19 protein-coding genes are annotated in these 21,028 nt (G+C 71.9%); 4 read left to right on the top strand and 15 right to left on the bottom strand.

Going from position 1 to position 21,028, the window contains the following annotated elements; genetic code table 11:
• Positions 1 to 48: 48 nt before the first annotated feature.
• Genes QWZ14_RS19450 through QWZ14_RS19435 form a run of 4 tightly spaced genes read right to left on the bottom strand, consistent with a single transcriptional unit; the run spans position 49 to position 4,631 of the window.
• Positions 49 to 1,011 carry a Bug family tripartite tricarboxylate transporter substrate binding protein gene (locus QWZ14_RS19450; RefSeq protein ID WP_290318481.1) on the bottom strand — a complete coding sequence of 321 codons (963 nt, stop codon included), beginning with the start codon at positions 1,009 to 1,011 and terminating at the stop codon, positions 49 to 51.
• A 28-nt stretch (positions 1,012 to 1,039) separates the two neighbouring features.
• Positions 1,040 to 2,647, bottom strand: a complete 1,608-nt coding sequence (locus tag QWZ14_RS19445; protein WP_290318480.1) for an acyl-CoA synthetase — start codon at positions 2,645 to 2,647, stop codon at positions 1,040 to 1,042.
• Complete coding sequence (locus QWZ14_RS19440; protein WP_290318479.1) at positions 2,640 to 3,851, bottom strand: acyl-CoA dehydrogenase family protein; 1,212 nt, start codon at positions 3,849 to 3,851, stop codon at positions 2,640 to 2,642. The genes QWZ14_RS19445 and QWZ14_RS19440 overlap by 8 nt, the downstream gene beginning before the upstream one ends.
• Before the next feature lie 9 nt (positions 3,852 to 3,860).
• A complete protein-coding gene (locus QWZ14_RS19435; protein WP_290318478.1) occupies positions 3,861 to 4,631 on the bottom strand; it encodes an SDR family NAD(P)-dependent oxidoreductase in 771 nt (256 codons plus the stop codon).
• A gap of 102 nt (positions 4,632 to 4,733) precedes the next feature.
• On the opposite strand from QWZ14_RS19435, the gene QWZ14_RS19430 reads away from it, so the two are divergent.
• Positions 4,734 to 5,723 carry an ABC transporter substrate-binding protein gene (locus QWZ14_RS19430; RefSeq protein ID WP_290318477.1) on the top strand — a complete coding sequence of 330 codons (990 nt, stop codon included), beginning with the start codon at positions 4,734 to 4,736 and terminating at the stop codon, positions 5,721 to 5,723.
• Here the strand turns inward: QWZ14_RS19430 and QWZ14_RS19425 are convergent.
• The 7 genes from QWZ14_RS19425 to QWZ14_RS19395 all read right to left on the bottom strand — a co-directional run bounded on the left by QWZ14_RS19425 (position 5,645) and on the right by QWZ14_RS19395 (position 12,894).
• The gene (locus QWZ14_RS19425) at positions 5,645 to 5,977 is read right to left on the bottom strand and encodes a DUF3325 domain-containing protein (protein ID WP_290318476.1); all 333 of its coding nucleotides are present in this window, start codon (positions 5,975 to 5,977) and stop codon (positions 5,645 to 5,647) included. The two genes, QWZ14_RS19430 and QWZ14_RS19425, sit on opposite strands and share 79 nt — an antisense overlap.
• Positions 5,974 to 7,527: a PepSY-associated TM helix domain-containing protein gene (locus tag QWZ14_RS19420; RefSeq protein WP_290318475.1), complete on the bottom strand. Its 1,554-nt coding sequence runs from the start codon at positions 7,525 to 7,527 to the stop codon at positions 5,974 to 5,976. The genes QWZ14_RS19425 and QWZ14_RS19420 overlap by 4 nt, the downstream gene beginning before the upstream one ends.
• 20 nt (positions 7,528 to 7,547) lie before the next feature.
• A complete protein-coding gene (locus tag QWZ14_RS19415) occupies positions 7,548 to 7,826 on the bottom strand; it encodes a DUF3649 domain-containing protein (protein WP_290318474.1) in 279 nt (92 codons plus the stop codon).
• Complete coding sequence (locus QWZ14_RS19410) at positions 7,826 to 10,090, bottom strand: TonB-dependent siderophore receptor (protein ID WP_290318473.1); 2,265 nt, start codon at positions 10,088 to 10,090, stop codon at positions 7,826 to 7,828. Before QWZ14_RS19410 ends, QWZ14_RS19415 begins: the two co-directional genes overlap by 1 nt.
• A 142-nt stretch (positions 10,091 to 10,232) precedes the next feature.
• The gene (locus QWZ14_RS19405; RefSeq protein WP_290318472.1) at positions 10,233 to 11,186 is read right to left on the bottom strand and encodes a CobW family GTP-binding protein; all 954 of its coding nucleotides are present in this window, start codon (positions 11,184 to 11,186) and stop codon (positions 10,233 to 10,235) included.
• Positions 11,183 to 11,467: a hypothetical protein gene (locus tag QWZ14_RS19400; protein WP_290318471.1), complete on the bottom strand. Its 285-nt coding sequence runs from the start codon at positions 11,465 to 11,467 to the stop codon at positions 11,183 to 11,185. The genes QWZ14_RS19405 and QWZ14_RS19400 overlap by 4 nt, the downstream gene beginning before the upstream one ends.
• Positions 11,464 to 12,894 carry an amidohydrolase family protein gene (locus tag QWZ14_RS19395; protein ID WP_290318470.1) on the bottom strand — a complete coding sequence of 477 codons (1,431 nt, stop codon included), beginning with the start codon at positions 12,892 to 12,894 and terminating at the stop codon, positions 11,464 to 11,466. Before QWZ14_RS19395 ends, QWZ14_RS19400 begins: the two co-directional genes overlap by 4 nt.
• Before the next feature lie 80 nt (positions 12,895 to 12,974).
• Between QWZ14_RS19395 and leuC the strand changes: the two genes are divergently transcribed.
• Positions 12,975 to 14,351 (top strand): 3-isopropylmalate dehydratase large subunit, encoded by a 1,377-nt coding sequence (gene leuC / locus QWZ14_RS19390; RefSeq protein WP_290318469.1) that lies wholly within the window; start codon positions 12,975 to 12,977, stop codon positions 14,349 to 14,351.
• On the top strand, positions 14,351 to 14,959 hold the full coding sequence (gene leuD, locus QWZ14_RS19385) for a 3-isopropylmalate dehydratase small subunit (protein WP_290318468.1): 609 nt from the start codon (positions 14,351 to 14,353) through the stop codon (positions 14,957 to 14,959). Before leuC ends, leuD begins: the two co-directional genes overlap by 1 nt.
• On the opposite strand, the gene QWZ14_RS19380 is transcribed toward leuD, so the two are convergent.
• Entirely contained in the window at positions 14,956 to 16,011 is a 1,056-nt protein-coding gene (locus QWZ14_RS19380) for a hydroxyacid dehydrogenase (protein WP_290318467.1), read from the bottom strand. The two genes, leuD and QWZ14_RS19380, sit on opposite strands and share 4 nt — an antisense overlap.
• Before the next feature lie 105 nt (positions 16,012 to 16,116).
• Here QWZ14_RS19380 and QWZ14_RS19375 point away from each other — a divergent pair, with 105 nt between their 5' ends.
• Complete coding sequence (locus QWZ14_RS19375; protein ID WP_290318466.1) at positions 16,117 to 16,854, top strand: sulfite exporter TauE/SafE family protein; 738 nt, start codon at positions 16,117 to 16,119, stop codon at positions 16,852 to 16,854.
• Positions 16,855 to 16,858: 4 nt separating this feature from the next.
• Here QWZ14_RS19375 and QWZ14_RS19370 read toward each other — a convergent pair whose 3' ends face one another.
• The 3 genes from QWZ14_RS19370 to QWZ14_RS19360 are packed head-to-tail and all read right to left on the bottom strand — an operon-like array spanning position 16,859 to position 21,026.
• Complete coding sequence (locus QWZ14_RS19370) at positions 16,859 to 17,584, bottom strand: VacJ family lipoprotein (RefSeq protein ID WP_290318465.1); 726 nt, start codon at positions 17,582 to 17,584, stop codon at positions 16,859 to 16,861.
• A complete protein-coding gene (locus tag QWZ14_RS19365) occupies positions 17,581 to 18,714 on the bottom strand; it encodes a 2-methylaconitate cis-trans isomerase PrpF family protein (RefSeq protein ID WP_290318464.1) in 1,134 nt (377 codons plus the stop codon). Before QWZ14_RS19365 ends, QWZ14_RS19370 begins: the two co-directional genes overlap by 4 nt.
• On the bottom strand, positions 18,711 to 21,026 hold the full coding sequence (locus tag QWZ14_RS19360) for a xanthine dehydrogenase family protein molybdopterin-binding subunit (protein WP_290318463.1): 2,316 nt from the start codon (positions 21,024 to 21,026) through the stop codon (positions 18,711 to 18,713). The genes QWZ14_RS19365 and QWZ14_RS19360 overlap by 4 nt, the downstream gene beginning before the upstream one ends.
• Between the last annotated feature and the right edge of the window lie 2 nt (positions 21,027 to 21,028).

Genomic DNA, 21,028 nt, shown 5'->3' with positions numbered 1-21,028 from the left:
CCTCATCTATTTTTCTGAGTTGGCATTGGCCGTGCGGGGAGGCCGCGGCTATTCCAGCTTCAGGCCGGCGGCCTTGATCACGCCGTCCCATTTGGTCAGCTCGCTGCGGATCAGCGCGGCGAACTGGCCCTGATCCTGCGGCCAGACCGCCGCCCCGCCGCGGCGGATCTTCTCCGCCGTCTCCGCCCCCTGCACGATGCCGATGATCGCCGCCGAGAGCCGGTCCCGCACCGGGGCAGGCATGCTCGCCGAGCCGATGAAGCCGAACCAGACATAGACCTCGTAATCCGCCAGCCCCGCCTCGGCGAACGTCGGCACATCGGGCAACGCCACGTCGCGCGCATTGCCGGTCACCGCGAGCGCCCGCAACCGCCCACCCTGGATGTTCGGCAGCACGTTCGGCAGGTTGTCGATGCCGAGGTCGACCCGCCCGCCGATCAGGTCGGCGATCGCCGGCGCACTGCCGCGATAGGGCACGTGCACCATCTCGAGCCCCGCCTTCACCCGGAAGAGCTCCGCCGCCAGGTGCGGGCTGCTGCCGGCGCCGGAGCTGTAGTAGCTCAGCGTGCCCGGCCCCGCCTTCACCCGCTCGATCAGCCCCGCCAGGCTGGTGATGCCGCTGTCGCTGTTCACCACCAGGCAGTTCATCAGCCGCGCGGCGACGCAGAGCGGGGCGATGTCCCTGGTCGAATCATAGCCGGTATTGGCAAAGAGGAAGGGGTTCATCGTCAGGTTGGCGGTATTGGCGACGGCGATGGTGTGGTGGTCCGTCGCCTGGGCCGTCGCGGCGATGGCGAGCGACCCGCTCGCCCCCGGCCGGTTCTCCACCACGCCGATCTGCCCGACCGCATCGCCCATGCGCTCGCCGACCAGCCGCGCCAGCGTGTCGTTGAAGGCGCCGGGGGTATAGGGGACGATGATGCGGATCGGCCGGTCCGGCCAGGCCTGCGCCCGCACCGGGCCGGCGAGCAGGGCAGGGGCCGCGAGCAGCAGCCGGCGCGTCGTCTTCATTGGATTGGCCTCCCGATTTTCGGGCAGGCTACACGGGGCGCAGCCGCCCGCGCAGTTCGAATTTCTGGATCTTGCCGGTCGAGGTCTTGGGCAGCGGCCCGAAACTCACCCGCTTCGGGCATTTGAAATGCGCCAGCCGCCCGCGGCACCAGGCGATCACCTCCGCCTCGCTCGGCGGCGGCCCGCCCGGCTTCGGCGTGACGAAGGCATGCGGCACCTCGCCCCATTTCCCATCCGGCTCGGCGACGACGGCGGCCTCCATGATGCCGGGATGGGCATAGAGCACCTCCTCCACCTCAAGGGTCGAGATGTTCTCACCGCCGGAGATGACGATGTCCTTGGCCCGGTCCTTCACCTCGATATAGCCGTCCGGGTGCATCACGCCGAGGTCGCCGGTGTGGAACCAGCCCCCCGCGAAGGCGGCTTCATTGGCGTCGGGGTTGCGGAGATAGCCCTTCATCACGGTATTGCCGCGCAGCATCACCTCGCCGAGCGTGCGCCCATCCATCGGCACCGGCACCATGGTGGCGGCATCCAGCACCGCGGCCTCCTCCAGCATCGGATGGTTGACGCCCTGGCGCGCCATGAAGGCGGCCTTGGCGTCCAACGGCATCTCGTCCAGCCCCGGCTGCCAGAGGCAGATGGTCGCCGGGCCGTAGCATTCGGTCAGCCCATAGAGATGCGTGACGGAGAAGCCCATCGCCTCCATCTGGGCGATGACCGGGGAGGGGGGCGCGGCCCCGCCGGTGGCGATCGCCACCGCATGGTCGAAGCGCCGCTTCTGCTCCTCCGGCGCATGGATCAGCAGCGTGAGGACGATCGGCGCCGCGCACATATGGGTCACGCCATGCTCGGCGATGGCGGCGAAGATGGCGCCCGGCTCGACCCGTCGCAGGCAGACATGCGTGCCGCCCTGCAGGGTCACCGCCCAGGTATAGGTCCAGCCGTTGCAGTGGAACATCGGCAAGGTCCAGAGATAGACGCTGCGCGGCGTGAGGGTGAAGGCAAGCGCATTCGCCGTGGCATTCAGGTAGGCGCCGCGATGATGCGCCACCACGCCCTTCGGGTTGCCCGTGGTGCCCGAGGTATAGGAGAGGCTGATCGCCTCCCACTCATCCGCCGGCGTGTGGATCGCCGCCGCCGGATCGCCACCGGCGAGGAAGGCCTCGTAGTCCTGGTCGCTCAGCGGCTCGCCCGCCGGCGCCTCGCTGTCGACGATATCGACCACCGGCAGGCCCTCCGGCACCGCCCCACGCACCACCTTGGTGAACTCCCGGTCCACCAGCAGGAACTTCGCTTTGGAATGCCGCAGGATGAAGCCGATCGCCGGCCCGTCCAGCCGGATGTTGATCGTCAGCAGCACCGCGCCGGCCATCGGCACGCCGTAATGCGCCTCCAGCATCTCCGGCGTATTCGGCGCCATGATGGCGACCACGTCGCCGGCCCCGACCCCCGCCCGCCTCAGCGCCGAGGCGAGCCGCCGGCTACGCTCTGCCATCTCCGCGTAGGTGTATCGCCGCGCCCCATGCACGACCGCGGTCCGGTGCGGATAGATCCGCGCCGCCCGCAGCAGGAAGGAGATCGGCGAGAGCGGCACATGATTGGCCGCCTGCCGCGGCAGGTCGCCGTCATCCACGATTGGTCCCCCAGGCGAAGAAATCCTTCCCCTGGCGGCGGAGGAAATTGGCCAGCACCATCCGGTGGACTTCCGAAGCGCCATCGACCAGCCGCGCCTGGCGGGCGTAGCGGTACATCCACTCGACCGGGGTGTCCTTGGAATAGCCCTTGGCGCCGAGCAGCTGCAGCGAGGTATCGACCGCCTTCTGCAGCGCATCCGCGACCACGATCTTGGCCATGGAGACCTCCTTCCGCGCCAGGCTCCCCTGGTCGAGCAGCCAGGCCGCGCGCATGGTCAGGAGACGGCCGATCTCGAGCTCCATCGCCGCCTGGCCGACCATCTGCTGCACCGCCTCCTTCTCGACCAGGCGGGTGCCGAAGCTGCGGCGCTGCTCGATATGCGCCATGGCGATCTCGAGCGCGCGGCGCCCCATGCCGGTCCAGCGCATGCAATGGGTGAGGCGGGCCGGACCGAGGCGGATCTGCGTCACCCGCAGCCCGTCGCCGACGCCCATGAGGATGTTGTCGTCGGTGACCTCGAGCCCGTCGAATTCCAGTTCGCAATGCCCGCCGTGCTCCTCCGGCCCCATGATCGGGATGCGACGGATGATCTTCCAGCCGGGCTGGTCGGCATGGAAGAGGAAGGCGGTCAGCCCGGTCCGGTCATCCTCCCCCGTGCGCGCCATCAGGATGAAATGCTTCGAGGTGCCGGCGCCGGTGATGTAGTGCTTGCGCCCGCTGATGACCCAGCGGTCGTTCCCCTTCCGCTCGGCCTTGGTATAGGTCATCGAGGGATCGCTGCCGCAGCCGTCGGGCTCGGTCATGGCGAAGCTCGACTGCACTTCGCCATCGATGATCGGCTGCAGCCAGCGCGTCTTCTGCGCCTCGGTGCCGACCATGTTCAGCACCCGCATGTTGCCGTCGTCCGGCGCGGCGCCATGGAAGACCACCGGGCCGAAGATGCTGCGGTTCATCTCCTCGTAGAAGGCGGCCAGCGCCGTCATGGGATAGCCGCCGCCGCCCCGCTCCTTCGGCATGCCCAGCGCCCAGAGCCCCTCGGCCTTGGCCTGCGCCCGCATGCGGCCCAGCAGCTCGGGGGTGATGTTCTCGTGCTCATCGAAGCTCGCCGGATCGCTCTCGAGCGGGATCAGCCGCTGCTCGACGAAGTCGCGGATGCGGGCCCGGGTCGCCTCGACCTCGGGGGGAAGGCTGAAATCGATCATCTGTCTGTCCTAGAGCGCGTTCACGGAATGTCCGCCATCCACCACCAGCGCCGCGCCTGTCATGTGCGCGCCGGCTGGGGAGGCGAGAAGCAACAAGGGCCCGGTCAGGTCGGCCGGCTGGCCCAGGCGCCGCTGCGGCACCCGCCTGACCACGGCCTGCCCGGCCTCGGAGGCAAAGAATTCGGTATTGATCGGCGTCTCGACATAGCCGGGGCAGAGCGCATTCACCCTGATGCCGTAGCGCGCCCATTCGACCGCGAGCTGCTTCGTCATCTGCACCAGCCCGGCCTTGGAGGCGGTATAGCCCACGACGCCCTGCAAAATCCGCAGCCCGCCGATCGAGGCGATGTTGACGATGGCGCCGCCGCGCTTGGCCGCCACCAGCCGCCGCGCCGCCTCGGTCGCCACCAGGAAGCAGCCGCGCAGGTTGACGTCGAGCACGCTGTCCCAATCCGCCGCGGTCTGCTGCAGCGCCGGGCCGGAGACGGCGATGCCGGCGTTGTTCACGATGAGGTCGCAGGGGGCGCCGAAGGCGGCCTCGGCGGCCTCGAAGGCGGCGGCCACGCTCTCGGGCCGGGCCACGTCGAGCGCCACCGCCGCGGCGCCCGCGCCGAGTTCCGCCGCCAGCGCCTCCAGCGCCTCGACCCGCCGTGCCGCCAGCACCACCCGGGCGCCCGCCGCGTGCAGCACCCGGGCGAAATGCGCCCCGAGCGCGCCCGAGGCGCCGGTCACCATCGCCGTCGAGCCCTCGAGCCCGAACAGGCCCTTCGTATCGATCATCCGGCCCCTCCCATTGGCCGGCACTTGACCACCGCCGCAGGGGGCAAGGCAAGGTCGGGGCGTACGGCTTTCCCACCTGCCCCGGATGCGCCAGGCTGGCGCATGGCCCTGCATCCGATCACCCTCCAGGAACCCTTCCGCGCGGTCTTCTACGCGCCCTTCTACGCGGCGCTGGCCCGCGGCGACTACGCGGCGGAGGGCGTGGAGGTCACGCTCCGCACCGGCACCGTCCCGGCCGATGCCAAGGATGCGGTGCTGGCGGGCCTGGCGGACCTCGCCTGGGGCGGGCCGATGCGCATCCTGCTGGCGCATGAGGCGGACCCGGCCAGCCCGCTGCGGAACTTCGGCGCGGTGGTGATGCGCGACCCCTTCTTCCTGGTCGGCCGCGCGCCGCGGCCGGATTTCACCCTCAAGGACCTGGCCGGGCTCACCCTCGGCAGCGTGTCCGAGGTGCCGACCCCCTGGTGGACCCTGCAGGAGGATATCCGCCAGGCCGGGCTCGACCCCACCACGCTGCGGCGCGTCGCGGACCGCGGCATGGCGGAGAACCTCGCCGCCGTCGCCGCCGGCACCCTGGACGTGGCGCAGGTTTTCGAGCCCTTCGTGACCATGGCCGAGGAAGCCGGCACGGCCCATGTCTGGCATGTCGCGGCCGGGCGCGGCCTCACCGGCTATACCAGCTTCACCAGCAGCACCGGGCGCATGCAGGCGCGCCGCGCCGAGTTCCAGGCCATGCTGCGTGGCCTGGCGAAGACCCTGGCCTGGTTCGCCGCCACCGCGCCCGAGGCGATCGCCGCCACCATCGCCGGCTATTTCCCGGACATGCCGCCGGCAAGGCTGGCCCGCTGCATCGCCCGCTACCAGGCGCTCGGCCTCTGGACCCAGGATCCCTACTACCCCGAGGAGGCCTTCACCCGGCTTGAGACGGCGATGGCCTCGGCCGGCGCCATCACCCGCAAGCCGGGCTTCGCCGCCACCGCGGATAACACGATCGTCGCGGAAGCCCTGGGCGATCAGGCGCCGAGCAGCGCCGCGACCGCTGCGGCGGGCAGTGCCACCACGGCCGAGGCGGCCACCACGCGCGGCGCATAGGCCAGCAGCAGGGCGAGCGGCAGCAGCGCCGCGGTCAGCAGCCCGCACCACAGCACGCTGCCATCGCCCCAGCCGGCCAGGGCGATGCAGGGCGCCGGCGAGGCCGCGACCAAGCCCCAGCCGGCGATCCGCAGCAGGCGGCGCCGGCCGGCGGGGATGCGGCGATGCCCATGGGCCTGCTCATGGTGCCGCTCCATTGCCAGGCTCAGCGCGGTGAAGCCGGCATAGGCCAGGGCGAGGGACAGCGCGATCATTCCGCCGCCCCCGCGGCGAGCCGGGCCGTGGGCTGACGGCGCTGCGGCGCCACTGCCGCGGCCGGGCGGCGCCGGGCCAGCCGCCAGGCGATCGCCCCGAGCGCCGCGCCGATGGCCAGCAGCCCGAACTCGAAGCCGGCGAAGGCCCAGTCGCCCGCGGCGAGGGTCACGCCGAGATGCCGCTCGGTCGTGACCAGGCTCACCACCGGCAGCAGCGCGAACATCAACCCCCCGGCGGCGAATTGGTCGATCCAGGCCTGCCGGCCGCGCCGCAGCAGCGGATGCAGCAGGCAGATCGCCCAGGCGATGAAGAACAGGTGGATCTCCCACTCCGCCCGCCCGGCGAGGCCCGGCGGCAGCACCCGGTTGGCCCAGAAGAAACCCGCCATGGCCACCGGCAATCCGGCGATGGCGGCGACGTTGAGATGCTCGACCAGCCGGAGGCCGAAGCCGATCCGCCCCCGCTTCAGCGCCTGCTGCCGGATCTTCACCGCCCAGAGGAGGCAGCCGGTGGCGACCATGACCGTGCCGGCGAGCCCCGACAGCAGCAGCAGCCCGCGCAGCAGCGGCCCGGCGAAGCGGCCGATGTGCAGCCCGTACATCACGCCGCGGGTCGCCGCCGCGGCGCCGCCGGTATCGCCCGCGCTCGCCAGCAGCGCCCCGGTGGTGCCGTCGAACAGCAGCGTCTGCGGGTTGCTGGAGATGCGCTCGGCATCGTCCCGCGTCAGCAGGATGGTGGCATTGGCATCGCCCGGGTGCTGCACGGCGATGCGGCCGACGCTGCCGCCCTGCCAATGCCGGGTCGCGGCCTCCAGCAGCGGGGCGACGGCGGTGAGCGGCGCCGGCCGGCCTGCGGCGCGGCCGGGCGGGGCGGTGCCGAAGACCTCCGCGGTGAAGGCGGCGCGGTCGCCGCCATAGGCCTTCTCGGCGCCCCAGGGCATCGTCATCAGCATCAGCGTGACGAGGCCGGTATAGGTGATCATCAGGTGGTAGGGCAGCGCCGCCACGGCAACCAGCGCATGGCCGTCGATCCAGGACCGCGACCCCTTGCCGGGGCGGAAGGTGAAGAAGTCGGCGAAGATGCGGCGATGGGTGACGATGCCGCTGATGATGGCGACCAGCATCATCATGGCGCAGAAGCTGACGATCCAGCGCGCCAGGGGCACGTTCAGGTAGTGCAGCTGGAAATGGAAGCGGTAGAAGAACTCGCCGCCGCGGGTCTCCCGCGCCGTCAGCGTCTCGCCGGTGGCGGGGTCGAGCCAGGCATTGGCGAAGCCGCGGCGGCCCGCCGCCGCCTCCCGCCATAAAACCTGCAGCGCCGGCTGGCGCGCATCCGGCAGGTTGACGAACCAGCTCGGCGACCGGGGCGCGACCTGCTGCAGGTGATCGAGCGCGGCCTGGGCCGCCGCCGGCCCCGCAGCCGTCGCGTGCAGTTCCGGCCGCATCCAGGTGGTGATCTCCGGCCGCAGGTAGGCGGCGGTGCCGGTCAGGAAAATGGCGAACAGGATCCAGCCGACCAGCAGGCCGGACCAGGTATGCAGCCATGCCATGCACTGGCGGAAGCCCTCCTTCATGGCAGGCCGCCGGTCAGGGCCAGCGCCGCGCCCAGCGCCAGGGTCGGCACCGCGAGGCCAGCCCAGGCCCGCCGGGCGCTGCGCGCGGCGAAGACCCAGATCACCGCCCCGGCATGAACCGCGAAGCTCAGCAGCATGCCGACCAGCACCGCCTCCGCCCGCGGCGGCCCGAGCCACAGCGCGCAGCCGATGGCAACCAGCGCCGCCAGCAGGTAGCCGCCGAGGACGGCGGCAATGCAGCGCGACAGGATGCCGAGCCAGCGCGGGCCGCGCATCAGAAGCGGTGCCGCAGGGTGGCGATGACGCTGCGGCGGAAGCCGTACCAGCACCAGGCGTAGGTGTTGCAGGTGGAGACGTATTCCTTATCAAACAGGTTGCTGACGTTGAGCTGCAGCTCGGTATTCGCGGCGCCGAGCTTGCCGAGGTTGTAGCGGGCCGTGAGGTCCACCAGCGTATAGTCCGGCACCTTCAGCGTATTCGCGGTATCGCCCCAGCTCGAGCCGACGTAGCGCAGGCCGCCGCCGAGCCCGGCCCCTTCCAGCGCGGTGTCCGGCTGGAAGCTGTAGTTGGCCCAGACCGAGCCCAACACGCTCGGGACGCCGACCGGCGTGGTGCCCTTCTCCGGCCGGGTCGGGGTCGGGGCGCCGGCGATGCCGCGGTTCTCGGTCACGGTGGCGTTGCTGCTGGTGACCTCGTGGTCGAGCCAGGTGAAGGCGCCGACCACCTCGAGGCCGGTCGCCAGGCTCGCCTTCGCTTCCAACTCGACGCCGCGGGAGCGGACCTCGCCGGTCTGCACGGAATAGCGGTTGTCGTTCGGGTCGGTGGTCAGGACGTTCTGCCGGGTGAGGTCGAAGACCGCGGCGGAGAACAGCGCATTGGTGCCGGGCGGCTGGTAGCGGAGCCCGGCCTCGTATTGCCGGCCGGTGGTCGGCTCGAAGGCGCCCGCCCCGCGCGCGGGGGCGAAGGTGCCGGACTGCGGCTCGAAGCTCTCGGCATAGGAGAGGTAGGGCGCCAGGCCGTTGTCGAAGAGGTACACGAGACCCGCGCGGCCGGTGAAGGCGCCGACCTCCTGCTCGCTGCGCGTCGTCCGCCGGGTGGCGAAGGTCTCGGTCTCGGTCGCGCTGTCGTAGCGGTCGTAGCGGCCGCCGAGCTGCAGCGCCACGCGCCCGATCCGGATCTGGTCCTGGCCATAGAAGCCGAGGCTGTTCTGGGTCTGCCGGGCATTGGTCTGGTAGGTCAGCGGCCGGATGGCGAGGCTGCCGAAGTTCGGGGCGTAGAGGTCGTAGGCGGGCGCGACCGCGTCGAAGCCGCTGAAGGTCCGGCTGCTGGTGTTGTAGTAGTCGACGCCGGTCAGCAGGGTATGGCCCAGCGGCCCGGTGTCGAACTTCGACTGCAGGTGGGTGTCGACGGTGACGGTGTCGAAGCGGACGTCCGAGCCGGTGGTGGAGCGCTGCACCGTGCGGAAATCCGGCAGCAGGTTGGCGCCGAAGGTGCCGTAGAGCTGCCGGTAGTAGCCCTCCGAATGGGCATATCGGAAGTTCTGCCGCAGGGTGAAGGCATCGTTGAAGCGATGCTCGGCGAGGTAGCCGACCTGGTACTGCGTCCGGTTGAGCCGGTCGAAGCCGGGGTTGCCGTCCCAGCGGTTGGTGGCGACGCGGCCGTTCGGATTGCCCAGCACCGAGCCATAGGCCGGCACCGACCCGTAGGAGCCGCCCTGCGGGTCCCGCTGGTAGAGCCCGAGCAGGGTGATCGAGGTATCGGTAGTGGGCCGGAAGGTGACCGAGGGCGCGAGGTAGAAGCGTTCCTCCTCCACCTGCTCGATCTGGGTATCGGACCGGTAGTAGGAGCCGACGACCCGGCCGAGGATGGTGCGGTCCTCGTTCAGCGCGCCGCTCAGGTCGAGCCCGCCGCGGAAGGTGCCGTAGCTGCCGCCCTGCAGCAGCAATTCGCGCTGCGGCGTCTCGGTCGGGCGCTTGCTGACGAGGTTGACGACGCCGCCCGGGCTGGCCTGGCCGTACATGACCGATGCCGGGCCGCGCAGCACGTCGATCCGCTCGAGCCGGTAGAAGTCGACGCTGGGATTGGCGTCGCGGCCGCCGAACAGCCGCATGCCGTCGAGGAATTGCGGCACGGTGAAGCCGCGCACCGAGAACTGGTCCAGCCGCAGCGCCACGGCGCCGCGGGTATCGGTGGCGATGCCGGGGGTGTAGCGCAGCGCCCCGTTGAGGTTCTGCGCCGCCTGCGCCTCGATCTGGTCGCGGGTGACGACCGAGAGAGACTGCGGGGTCTCGAGCAGCGGCGTGTCGGTCTTGGTCGCGGTCGCGCTGACCCCGGCGACATAGCCGCGCACCGGGCCATGCCCGCGCGGCAGCCCGGCATTCACGTTCAGCTCGGGCAGGGCCGTGGCCTCCTGCGTCACCGCCGCCGGCTGGGCCGCGGCGGGCTGCGGCGGCATGGCCGCGAGCAGGATCGCCGGCAGCAGCACGGCGCCATGGGCGTGCCGCGAGGGTCGTCGGGTGTGGGCACGAGGCATGGGCATGGGGCGGCTCCGTCCTGGGTGGAGGAGGGGTTACCCAAGCTACATGAATTATGCAATTAGGAATCACTCGCAACAACAGGGTCGACGGTGCCGGGGCGTTGCCGGATGCGGACCGGAATGGGCCGGGGCAGGGCGCCGGCGCCTAGCCCCCGGCGTCCCGCACCTCCGCCTCGATCGCCGCCAGCAGCCGGGCCGGCAGGTGGCGCGGGATGCCCTGGCCGATCAGCACGATGCGGCTGCGGGTATCGGCGCCGGGCCAGGCCTCCAGCCATTCCAGCGGATGCACCATGTGCTGGATGGCATGCACCACCACCGGGCGGCCGGGGTCCTCGGCCAGCGCCACCAGCCCCTTCAGCCGCAGCAGCCGGGCGCCCGCATGCTCGGCCAGCGCCTGCATCCAGAGGGTCAGCGCCAGGGCCGGGATCGGCGCCTCCCGCTCGAGGGTGATGCCGGCGACGCCTTCGCTGTGCCGGGCGCTGGCATCGAGGAATTCCGGCAGGGTGCCCGCGGCGAAGAGCCAGGCGGGCTCGACCGCGCCCTGCACCGCGGCGCGGACCGGCGCCGCCGGGTTGTGGGCCCGTAGCGCCGCTTCCAGCGCCGCGGTGTCGCCGCCGAGGTCCGGCTTGGTCAGCAGGATGCGGTCGGCCAGCATCGCCTGGCGCTGCGCCTCCGGGTGCCGCGCCAGCGTGCCCGCGCCATGCAGCGCATCCACCAGGGTCACCACGGATTGCAGCCGGTGGGTCGCCGCCACCGCCTCGTCCGTCATCAGCGCGTGCAGGATCGGCGCCGGGTCGGCCAGGCCCGAGGTCTCGATCAGCACCCGCGCATAGGGCGGCACCGTGCCCGCCGCGCGCTGCCGCAGCAGCTCCATCAGCGTCGCCGTCAGGTCGCTGCGCACCACGCAGCAGAGGCAGCCGGTCGAGACATTGACCAGCACCTCCTCGCTGGCCGCCAGCAGCTCATGATCGAGCGGCACCTCGCCGAACTCGTTGACGATGACGGCGCTGTTCGCCCACGCCGGGTCGCCCAGCACCCGCCGCAGCAGCGTGGTCTTGCCCGCGCCGAGGAAGCCCGTCACCACCGAGACCGGGATCATGGCATCGCCACCCGCAGCCGCCGCGCCTCGCCATCCCCGGCGCCGACCGCATTGCGCAACGTCCGCAGCAGCCCGACGACGGAGGTGCAGGGCCGCCGCTGCCCCGGTTTCTCCACCCACCAGCGGATCGGCCGGTCGGCGGCCGCGGCCGCCACCACCCGCAGCGGCGTGCCGTCCGGCGCCCGCAGCGCCACGCCGCCCTCGGCGACCGCGACGCGCCCCGGCACCCCCCAGAGCGCCAGCGCATCCGCCAGCAGGTCGCGCAGCTCCGGTGGGCTCACAAGGCGGCGCCGGCCCTGATCTCGGCCGGGATGCTGCGGTGGATCCACTGGCCATCGGCCATGTCGCCGAGCCATTGGTCACCCTCGACCATGATCTTGCCGCGCAGGATGGTCATCGCCGGCCAGGCATCGACGGTCCGGCCCTCCCAGGGGCTGTAGTCGGCCTCGTGCATCACCTCGGCCCGCACCGTCCGCTTCAGCGCCGGATCCAGGATGCAGATGTCGGCATCGGCCCCTGGGGCGATGGCACCCTTCCGCGGATACATCCCCATCACCTTCGCCGCATTGGTCGAGACCGCATCGACGAATTGCCGGAGCGTGAAGCCACGCTTGCCCACCATCTCGGAATACATCACCGCGACCCGCGGCTCGACGCCGGAATTGCCGCCGGTCGTATCGTCGATGCGGTTGCCCTGCGTCTTCACCGCCAGCGAGCAGCAGAGCTCATCCGTCGCCACGCAATTGATGCTGCCGTCCATCGCCCCGCGCCACAGCGCATCTTGGTCCGCCTGCGACTTGAGGGAGGGATAGGTGTGGTACATCTGCCCGTTCGGCCGCTTGTAGTCCTCGGAGGTGTAGAGCATGTACTGGTGCAGGCTCTCGCCATAGACGGGAAGGTTCCTCGCCCGCGCCTCGCGGATCGCCTGCACGCCGTTGGCGGCCGAGACATGCAGCATGTAGAGCGCCGTCCCCGGCACCTGCTCGGCCAGCCGCAGCACCCGGCGGAAGGACAGGTCCTCCGACAGGGTGTTGTGCACCTCGGCCATGTTCTCGAAGCCGGCGCGCCCCTCGCGGAACAGCTTGGCGTACATGTGCATGACGATGTCATTGTCCTCGGCATGGATGACGCCGAGGCCGCCGTGCTTGGCCAGCACCTGGAAGACTTCCCAGATGTCGCCGAAATCGACCATGCGGCCCTTCCGCGATGGCGTGATGTCGGTGGTGAAGATCTTCACCGTCGGGTGCCCGGCGGCGATGGCCTCGGCGAGCTGGCCGGGGATCTCGGGCGGCAGGTCGCCCTCCACCATGGTGTGCAGCGCCCAGTCGCAGGGGCAGCCATCGGCGGTCCAGTCGGCCATCCGCTCCTCGATGGCGCCCATGACGGTCTTGCCGTGCATCCAGCGGGTGAAGTCGATGATGGTGGTGGTGCCGCCGAAGAGCGCGGCCTTGCCGACCACCGAAGGCCCCTGGGTCAGGGTCGGCGTGCCGTCCGGCACCACCACCGGCCAGAGGCAATGGGTATGCGGGTCGATCCCGCCGGGCATCACGATCTTGCCCCGCGCATCGATCAGCCGCGCCCCGGCCGAGATCGGGAAGGCGCCGGGCGCGGCCACCGCCACCACCCTGCCCCCCGCGATCGCCACGTCGGCCGGCCCGATGCTGTGCGGCGTGACCACGCAATCCCCGGTGATGACCAGATCCACCATGACCCCAACCCCTTGCGATTGGCGGAATGCTGGACCGGGGAGCCTTGCCTCGCAAGACCGGGCGGGTCGATGATGACCGGATGACCAGGACCCTCTTCGCCAAGCTGTGGGACCCGCATGTCGTCGCCGACCTGGGCGAGGGCTGGTCCCTGCTGCACATCGACCGCGTGCTGCTGCACGACCTCTCCGGCGCCCGGGCGCTGGCCGAGGTGGCCGCCGCCGGCCATGCCCTGGCCCGCCCCGACCTGGTCTTCGCCACCCCGGACCATGCCATCTCCACCGCTCCCGGCCGCACCGGGGAGACCTTCCCCGGCGGCGCCGCGCCGCTCGCCGGGCTGCGGCAGCGCGCGCGGGAGACCGGCATCCGCCTGTTCGACCTGGGCCAGCCCGGCCAGGGCATCGTCCATGTCATGGCGCCCGAGCTCGCCATCGTGCTGCCCGGCACCACCCTGGTCTGCGGCGACAGCCACACCTGCACAAACGGCGGCGTCGGCGCGCTCGCCTTCGGCATCGGCGCCAGCGAGCTCAGCCACGTGCTGGCGACCCAGACCCTGATGCAGCGCCGCCCGCGCGCCATGCGCATCCGCTTCGAGGGCACCCTGCCGCCCGGCGTCACCGCCAAGGACATGATCCTGCACGCCATCGGCCGCTTCGGCACCGCCGGCGGCACCGGCTTCGCGGTGGAATACGCCGGCGCCGCGGTCCGCGCCCTGCCGCTGGAGGCGCGGCTGACACTCTGCAACCTCTCGATCGAGCTGGGCGCCAAGATGGGGCTCATCGCCCCGGACGAGACCACCTACGCCTACCTGGCGGGCCGCCGCTTCGCCCCCAGGGGCGCCGCCTGGGACGCCGCCCTGGCCGACTGGCGCCGGCTGCCGAGCGACCCCGACGCCGCCTTCGACGCCGACCACTGGATCGAGGCCGGCGACATCGCCCCCCAGGTCACCTGGGGCACCAGCCCCGAGCAGGTGCTGCCCATCACCGGCCGCATCCCCGCGCCCGCCAGCGCCGCCGACCGCGCCGCGCTGGACTACATGGGCCTCGAGGCCGGCCGGCCGATCGAGGGCACCAAGGTGGACTGGGTCTTCATCGGCTCCTGCACCAACAGCCGGCTCTCGGACCTGCGCGACGCCGCCGCCATGCTGCGCGGCCGCCGGGTCGCGCCGCATGTCACCGCCTGGGTGGTCCCGGGCAGCGAGACGGTGAAGCGCGAGGCCGAGGCCGAGGGGCTCGACCGCGCCTTCCTCGCCGCCGGCTTCGCGTGGCGCGAGCCCGGCTGCTCCCTGTGTGTCGCCGCCAATGGCGAGACGGTGCCGCCCGGCGCCCGCAGCGTCTCCACCAGCAACCGCAATTTCGTGGGCCGCCAGGGCACCGGCGCCCGCACCCACCTGGCCAGCCCGGCCATGGCCGCCGCCGCGGCGCTGGCCGGCGCCATCACCGATCCGAGGCGCGCCTGATGCAGCCCTTCACCACCGTCACCGGCCTCGCCGCGCCCCTGATGTGGGCCAATGTCGATACCGACATGATCATCCCGGTCCAGCGCCTGGTCGGCTCGACGCGGGACGGCCTCGGCCCCTACGGCTTCGAGCGCTTCCGCGGCCGCCCCGACTTTCCGCTGGACCAGCCGCCCTTCGCCGGCGCGCCGATCCTGCTGGCGGGGGAGAATTTCGGCTGCGGCTCCTCCCGCGAGGGGGCGGTCTGGACCTTGATGGGCATGGGGCTGCGCTGCGTCATCGCCCCCAGCTTCGGCGACATCTTCCACGCCAACTGCTTCCAGAACGGCCTGCTGCCCGTGCGGCTGCCGCTGGGCATGATCCGCCGCATCGCCGAGGCCATGGAAGCCAGCCCCGGCAATGCCCGGGTCACCTTGGACCTCGGCCGCCAGGAGGTGGTGACCCCCTGGGGCGAGGCGCTGCCCTTCGCCATCGATGCGCGGAAGAAGCAGGCGCTGCTGGAGGGCCTGGACGACATCGCCCTGACCCGGCAGCGCGAGGCCGAGATCCTCGCCTGGCAGGCCAGGGACAGCGCCGCGCGCCCCTGGGCCTGGGACAGCGTGGCCGGCTAGACCGCCAGCTTCCGGCCGAAGGCGGCCTCGTAGCGCGCGGCGAAGCGCGGGGTGACCTCCGGGTTGATCACCCGCGGCGGCAGCCGGCCATTCGCCGCCTCGACGAAGGCGAGCGCCGCGATCCGCGTGATGTTGCTGCGGCTCTCGTGCGTCACCCCGGCGGTGTGCTGGGTGACGATGACGTTGTCCATGTTCAGCAGCGGATGCGAGGGCGGCGGCGGCTCCTGCTCCCAGACGTCGAGACCGGCGGCGGCGAGGTGGCCGCTCGCCAGCGCCGCCTGCAGCGCCGGCTCCTCGTGGATGTTGCCCCGCGCCGTGGTCACGAAGATCGCGCCCTGCCTCATGCGGGCGAAGCTTTCGGCATTCATCAGCCCGCGGCTGTCGGGGGCGAGCGGCAGGTGCAGGCTGACCACGTCGCTCTCGGCCAGCAGCTCCGGCATCTCCACCTTGCGGGCGCCGCGGGCCGCGACGGTCGCCGCATCGACGTAGGGGTCGCAGGCCAGCACCGGGCAGGAGAAGGCGAGGCGGACGATCTCCGCCACCCGGGTGCCGACATTGCCGATGCCGACCAGCCCGACCGTGCGCCCGCGCAGCTCCCGGCCCATCAGCGCGCTGCGGTCCTTTGCCTTGCCCGCGCGCATCGCCGCCTGGGCCTCCGGCATCCGCTTCAGCAGCGCCAGCATCATGCCGACCGCATGCTCGGCCACGCCCTCGGCATTGCCGCCGGCCTGGTTCACCAGCAGCACGCCGGCGGCGGTGCAGGCGACCGGGTCGATCGGGTCGTAGCCGGCGCCGGTGCTGCCGACCATCAGCAGCCGCGGCAGCTTCGCCAGCAGCGCGGCGCTGACGTGGAAGGGCCTCGGCAGTTCGTCGCGCGAGGCCATGCAGTAATAGGCGTCCACCCCCTGCAGCCCTTCCAGCACGCCCTCCTCCGGCTGGTCGAGCGGGATGCGGACCACCTCCACCTCCGGGTGCCGCGCCGCGGTCTCGAGGAAGGAGGGATGCGGCACGTAGGAGAGGTAGCCGACCCGGAAGCGGCGCGTTTCGGACATGCTTGGGTTTCCTCGTTGTCAGCCTTGGCCCGGTTGTATCCCGCGCGGGGCCGGGCGAAAACCCGGGCCACTGACAGGGCAGGGGCGGCGCGCGTGACATTGGGAATGGCCGTGATCCTGCTCGGCGCCGCGGTGGCCGGCTTCGTCCAGGGCATGTCCGGCTTCGCCTTCGGCCTGGTGGCCATGGCCTTCTGGTCCTGGGCGCTGGAGCCGGCGGTGGCGGGGCCGCTGGTGGTCTTCTGCTCGATCATCGGCCAGGGCATGGGCATGCGGCTGCTGAAGGTCTCGGCCATCCCCAGGGCCATCCCCTTCATCCTGGGCGGGCTGGCGGGGGTGCCGCTCGGGGTGGTGCTGCTGCCGCGGGTCAATCCGCAGATGTTCCAGGCGGGGCTGGGGGCGCTGCTGCTGGTCTGGTGCCCGGCCATGCTGCTGGCGACGAAGCTGCCGCGCATCGCCCATGGGGGGAAGCTGGCCGACGGCGTGGCCGGGATGCTCGGCGGCATCATGGGCGGCATCGGCGGCCTGCCGGGGCCGATCCCGACGCTCTGGTGCGTGCTGCGCGGCTGGGACCGGGTCACCCAGCGCAGCGTCTTCCAGCTGGTCTTCCTGACCATGCACGTCACCACCATGACCGGCTACCTCGTTACCGGCACCATCACCGCCGAGGCGGCCTGGCTCTTCCCGGTGATGGTGCCGATCGTCATCGCCTCGGCGCTGCTCGGCGCCCGGGCCTACCAGGCGCTGGGCGAGATCGGCTTCCAGCGCATCGTGCTCGGCCTGCTGGCGGTCTCCGGCGCGGTGCTGCTGGCGGCCAGCCTGCCGAGGCTGCTGGCCGGCGGCTGAGGCGTCAGTCGGCCTCCGCCGCTGGCGGGAGCCGGTCGGCCGGGCAGCGGCTGGCCCGCCGCTGGAGATAGGCGCTGCGAAGCACGGCATAGGCATCGAGCGCCTCGGCCTCGATGCGGGCCAGGTCCTCGTGCGCCGCGGCATAGCCGAGGAAGAGGTCGCCGCCGCTCCAGGCCAGCACCGGCTCGGTCCCGAGCGCCTGCGACAGCGCCGTGCTGGTGGCCAGGAGCGCCGCCGCATCCCGCAGGGTGGAGGGCCCGATCAGCGGCAGCACCAGGTAGGGCCCGGCCGGCACGCCCCAGCCGCATGCCGCATCGGCCAAAGTGAAGCTCTGGCGCGAATAGCCCATCGCGGCGGCGCGGTCCCGCAGGCCGCCCAGGCCGAGGGTCGAGTTGATGCCGACCCGCGCCGCCGCATGCGCCGCCTGGCCCGGCTCGCCGCCCGCCAGGCTGCTGAGGGCGGTCAGCGGCTCCCCGAGGTTGGCCAGGATGTTGCCGGCGCCCTGCCGCACCCAGGCCGGGGTGGCCGCGACATAGGCGCGGGCGAGCGGCGCCAGGATCTGGGCCTGCAACCGGGCATTGGCGGCATGGACCCGGCGGTTCCAGTCCTCGAGCGGGTCCCCGGCGGCCCGCGCCGCCACGGGCTGCGCCAGGACCAGCGCGAGGACCAGCGCGAGGGCGGCCCGGCCCAGGCCACCGGCCGGCCGCAGAACATCCGCCCGGCGGGTCACCGCAGCGCCACCGCCCCCTGCATCAGCCGCCGCTGGGTGCGGAAGACCACGGCGCTGTCGGCCTGCCAGCCGGCCTCGCCGCAGCGCACCTCGGCGCCGACCGTCAGCATGCCGGAGGGATGCGCCACCCGGATCTCCTCCGGCCGCACCCCGCGGGTCGCCAGCACATGCGGGATGCTGCCCTCGATCCGGCAGGCGACGGCGAGGCCCATGGCCCCAGTCATCGGCACCGCCCGGTGCGGCCGCTCCATCGAGAGCATCCGCACCGTGACGTCATGCCCGGCCGGGTCCAGCACCAGCCCATCCAGCGTCCGCGCCGCCAGCGGCCCGGCGACGAAGGCGATGCGCGGACTGGCCAGCCCCACCGCCTCCGGCGTCGCCCCCAGCCCCATCGCCACGCCCGCGATCCGCCGGATGCGGTCGAGCAGCGCCATGAGGTCCGGCCGCGCCTCGATCTCATCCGGGCTCTCCGCCCCGCTCAGCCCGAGATCCCCTGCATCGACGAAGGCCGCCGGATTCGCCGCATCCACCAGGCTCGCCCGCAGCGGCCCGAAGCCGGGCACGTCAAGCACATCGACCACGCGGCCGCTCGGCAGCAGGGCCGGGGTCTGCGACCCGCCGGGCGAGAGGAAGTCGAGCCGGATGCGCGCCCCGGTCCCGGCGACGCCGGCGATGGCGAAGTCGCCCCGCACCTCGGCGCGGCCGTCGCGCACCGGGAAGCGGGCATGGATGATCTTGCGCGTGTTCACCTGATGGATGCGGACCAGCGCCTCGCCATCCGCCGCGGGCACCAGCCCCTCATCCACCGCGAAGGGCCCGACGGCCGAGGAGAGGTTGCCGCAATTGCCCTTCCAGTCGACCACCGGCCTGTCCACCGCCACCTGGGCGAAGGTGTAGTCGACGTCCGCCTCCGGGTGCGTCGGCGGCCCGATGATGACGCCCTTGGACAGCGAGGAGATGCCGCCCCCCATGCCGTCGAGCTGCCGGCCGTAGGGATCCGGGCTGCCGAGCACGCCGAGAAGGATCGGATCGATCGCCGCGCGGTCGGCCGGCAAGTCCCGCGCGTGGAAGAACACGCCCTTCGAGGAGCCGCCGCGGATGAAGGTGGCGGGGATGAAGGCCTGGCTCATGCCGCCGCCTTGCCGGCGAGCACCCGCCAGACCTTCTCCGGCGTGACCGGCATGTCGATATGCCCGACCTCGAGCGCGTCGCAGATGGCCGAGACGATGGCCGGCGGCGCGCCGCAGGCGCCGCCCTCGCCGGCGCCCTTCACCCCGAGGTCGTTGTTCGGGCAGGGCACGATGTTGAAGCCGAGGTCGAAGTCCGGCGCATCCGCCGCCCGCGGCATGCAGTAGTCCTGGAAGGTGGCGGTCAGGAACTGGCCGCTCTCCTTGTCGTAGAGCGCATGTTCCAGCAGCGCCTGGCCGATGCCGGACATGATGCCGCCATGGCTCTGCCCATGCACCAGCATCGGGTTGATGACATTGCCCACGTCGTCCACCGCCGCATAGCGCACGATGCTGACCTGCCCGGTCTCCGCGTCGATCTCCACCTCGGCCACGTGGCAGCCATTGGGGAAATTGCATTCGGTGTTGCGGGTATAGAGCAGGGCCTCGTCGAGGCCCGGCGCCTCGCCATCGGGCGGGCTCTGCGCCGCCTCGTACACCCGGTCCCAGCCGACGCTCAGGTCGGTGCCGGCCACCCGGAAGGTGCCGCGGTCGAATTCCACGTCATCGACCCCGGCCTCCAGCAGCTGCGCCGCCAGCCGCCGCCCCTTGGCGACCACCAGCTCCGAGGCCCGGCTGATCGCCACGCCCCCCATCTGCGAGGACCGCGAGCCGCCGGTGCCGTTGCCCTGCTCGACCACGGCGGTGTCGCCCTGCACCAGCCGCACCTTCTCGAAGGGTACGCCGAGCTTGTCGTGCAGCACCTGGGCATAGGCCGTCTCATGCCCCTGGCCGTGGCTGAAGGTGCCGACGGTGACCGAGACCATCCCGTCCGGCTCGAACCGCACCCGCGCCCATTCGCTCGGCTGCCCGCCCGAGGCCTCGATGAAATAGCCGATCCCGATCCCGCGCCGCTTCCCCTGCGCGGCGGCGGCCGCCTTGCGCGCCGGGAAGCCGTCCCAATCCGCCAGCGTCAGCGCCATCGCCTGGGTCTCGGCGAAGAGCCCGCTGTCGATCGCATTGCCGACCACGTTGGTATAGGGGATCTGCTCCGGCCGGATGTAGTTGCGCCGCCGGATCTCGTCCCGCCCGATACCGAGCGCCGCGGCGCCCTGATCGAGCAGCCGCTCCAGCACATAGGCCTGCTCCGGCCGCCCGGCGCCGCGATAGGCGTCGGTCGGCGTGGTATTGGTGAAGACGCAGCTCACCTGGCAGTTCAGCGCCTGGATGTCGTAGACCGTGCCCATGATCCGCCCGCCGGCGACCGTCGGCACCCGCGGCCCGAAATCCTGCAGATAGGCGCCCATCGCCGCCAAGGTGCGGATCTTGACGCCGAGCACCTTGCCATCGGCACCGAGCGCCATCTCGGCCCGTGTCACATGGTCCCGCCCATGCGGGTCGCACTGGAAGGTCTCGGTCCTGCCGCTGATCCACTTCACCGGCCGCCCGAGCTTCTTCGCCGCCCACAACACCATCCCGGATTCGGGGAAGATCTTCCCCCGCAGCCCGAAGCCGCCGCCGACATCCGGCGAGATCACCCGCAGCTTCTCCTTCGGCACCTTCAGGATCAGCCTCGCCAGCCCGTCCTGCACCCGCATCACCCCCTGGGTCGGCGAATGCAGCGTGTAACTCTCCGTCGCCGCATCGTATTGTCCGAGCGCGACCCGCGGCTCCATCGGGTTGCCGACCAGCCGGTTCTGCACCAGCTCGATCGAAACGGTCGCCGCCGCCCCGGCGAAGCCGGCCTCCGCCTCCACCTCCCGCCCGCTGTCCCAGAGCACGCAGAGGTTGCTGCCATGCTCCTCCCAGATCACCGGCGCATCGGCGTCCAGCGCCCCGCCCGTGTCGGTGACGCTCGGCAGGATCTCGTACTCCACCTCGATCAGCTCAGCCGCGTCCTGCGCCTCGGCCCGGCTCTCGGCCACGACCAGCGCCACCGGGTCGCCGACGAAGCGCACCTTGGTGGTCTGCAGCATCTCTCGCGGCGTCGGGAAGAGCTTGGCCCCGCCCTTGCCCGGCACGTCGACCATGACCGGGAAGTGCCCGATCCCGTCGGCGGCCGCATCCCGCCCGGTCAGCACCGCCACCACCCCCGGCGCCGCCTGCGCGGCCGCGACATCGATCGCAACGATCCGCGCATGCGCATGCGGGCTGCGGAGCACGTAGGCATGCGCCTGGCCGGGGGCGTTGATGTCGTCGGTATAGGTGCCACGCCCGGTCAGCAGCCGGACATCCTCCTTGCGCCGCACCGGTTGGCCAATGCCGAATTTATCCACGT

Source organism: Paeniroseomonas aquatica, assembly GCF_030409335.1.
GTDB lineage: Bacteria > Pseudomonadota > Alphaproteobacteria > Acetobacterales > Acetobacteraceae > Belnapia > Belnapia aquatica.
This window is presented reverse-complemented; position numbering and strand designations above follow the sequence as displayed.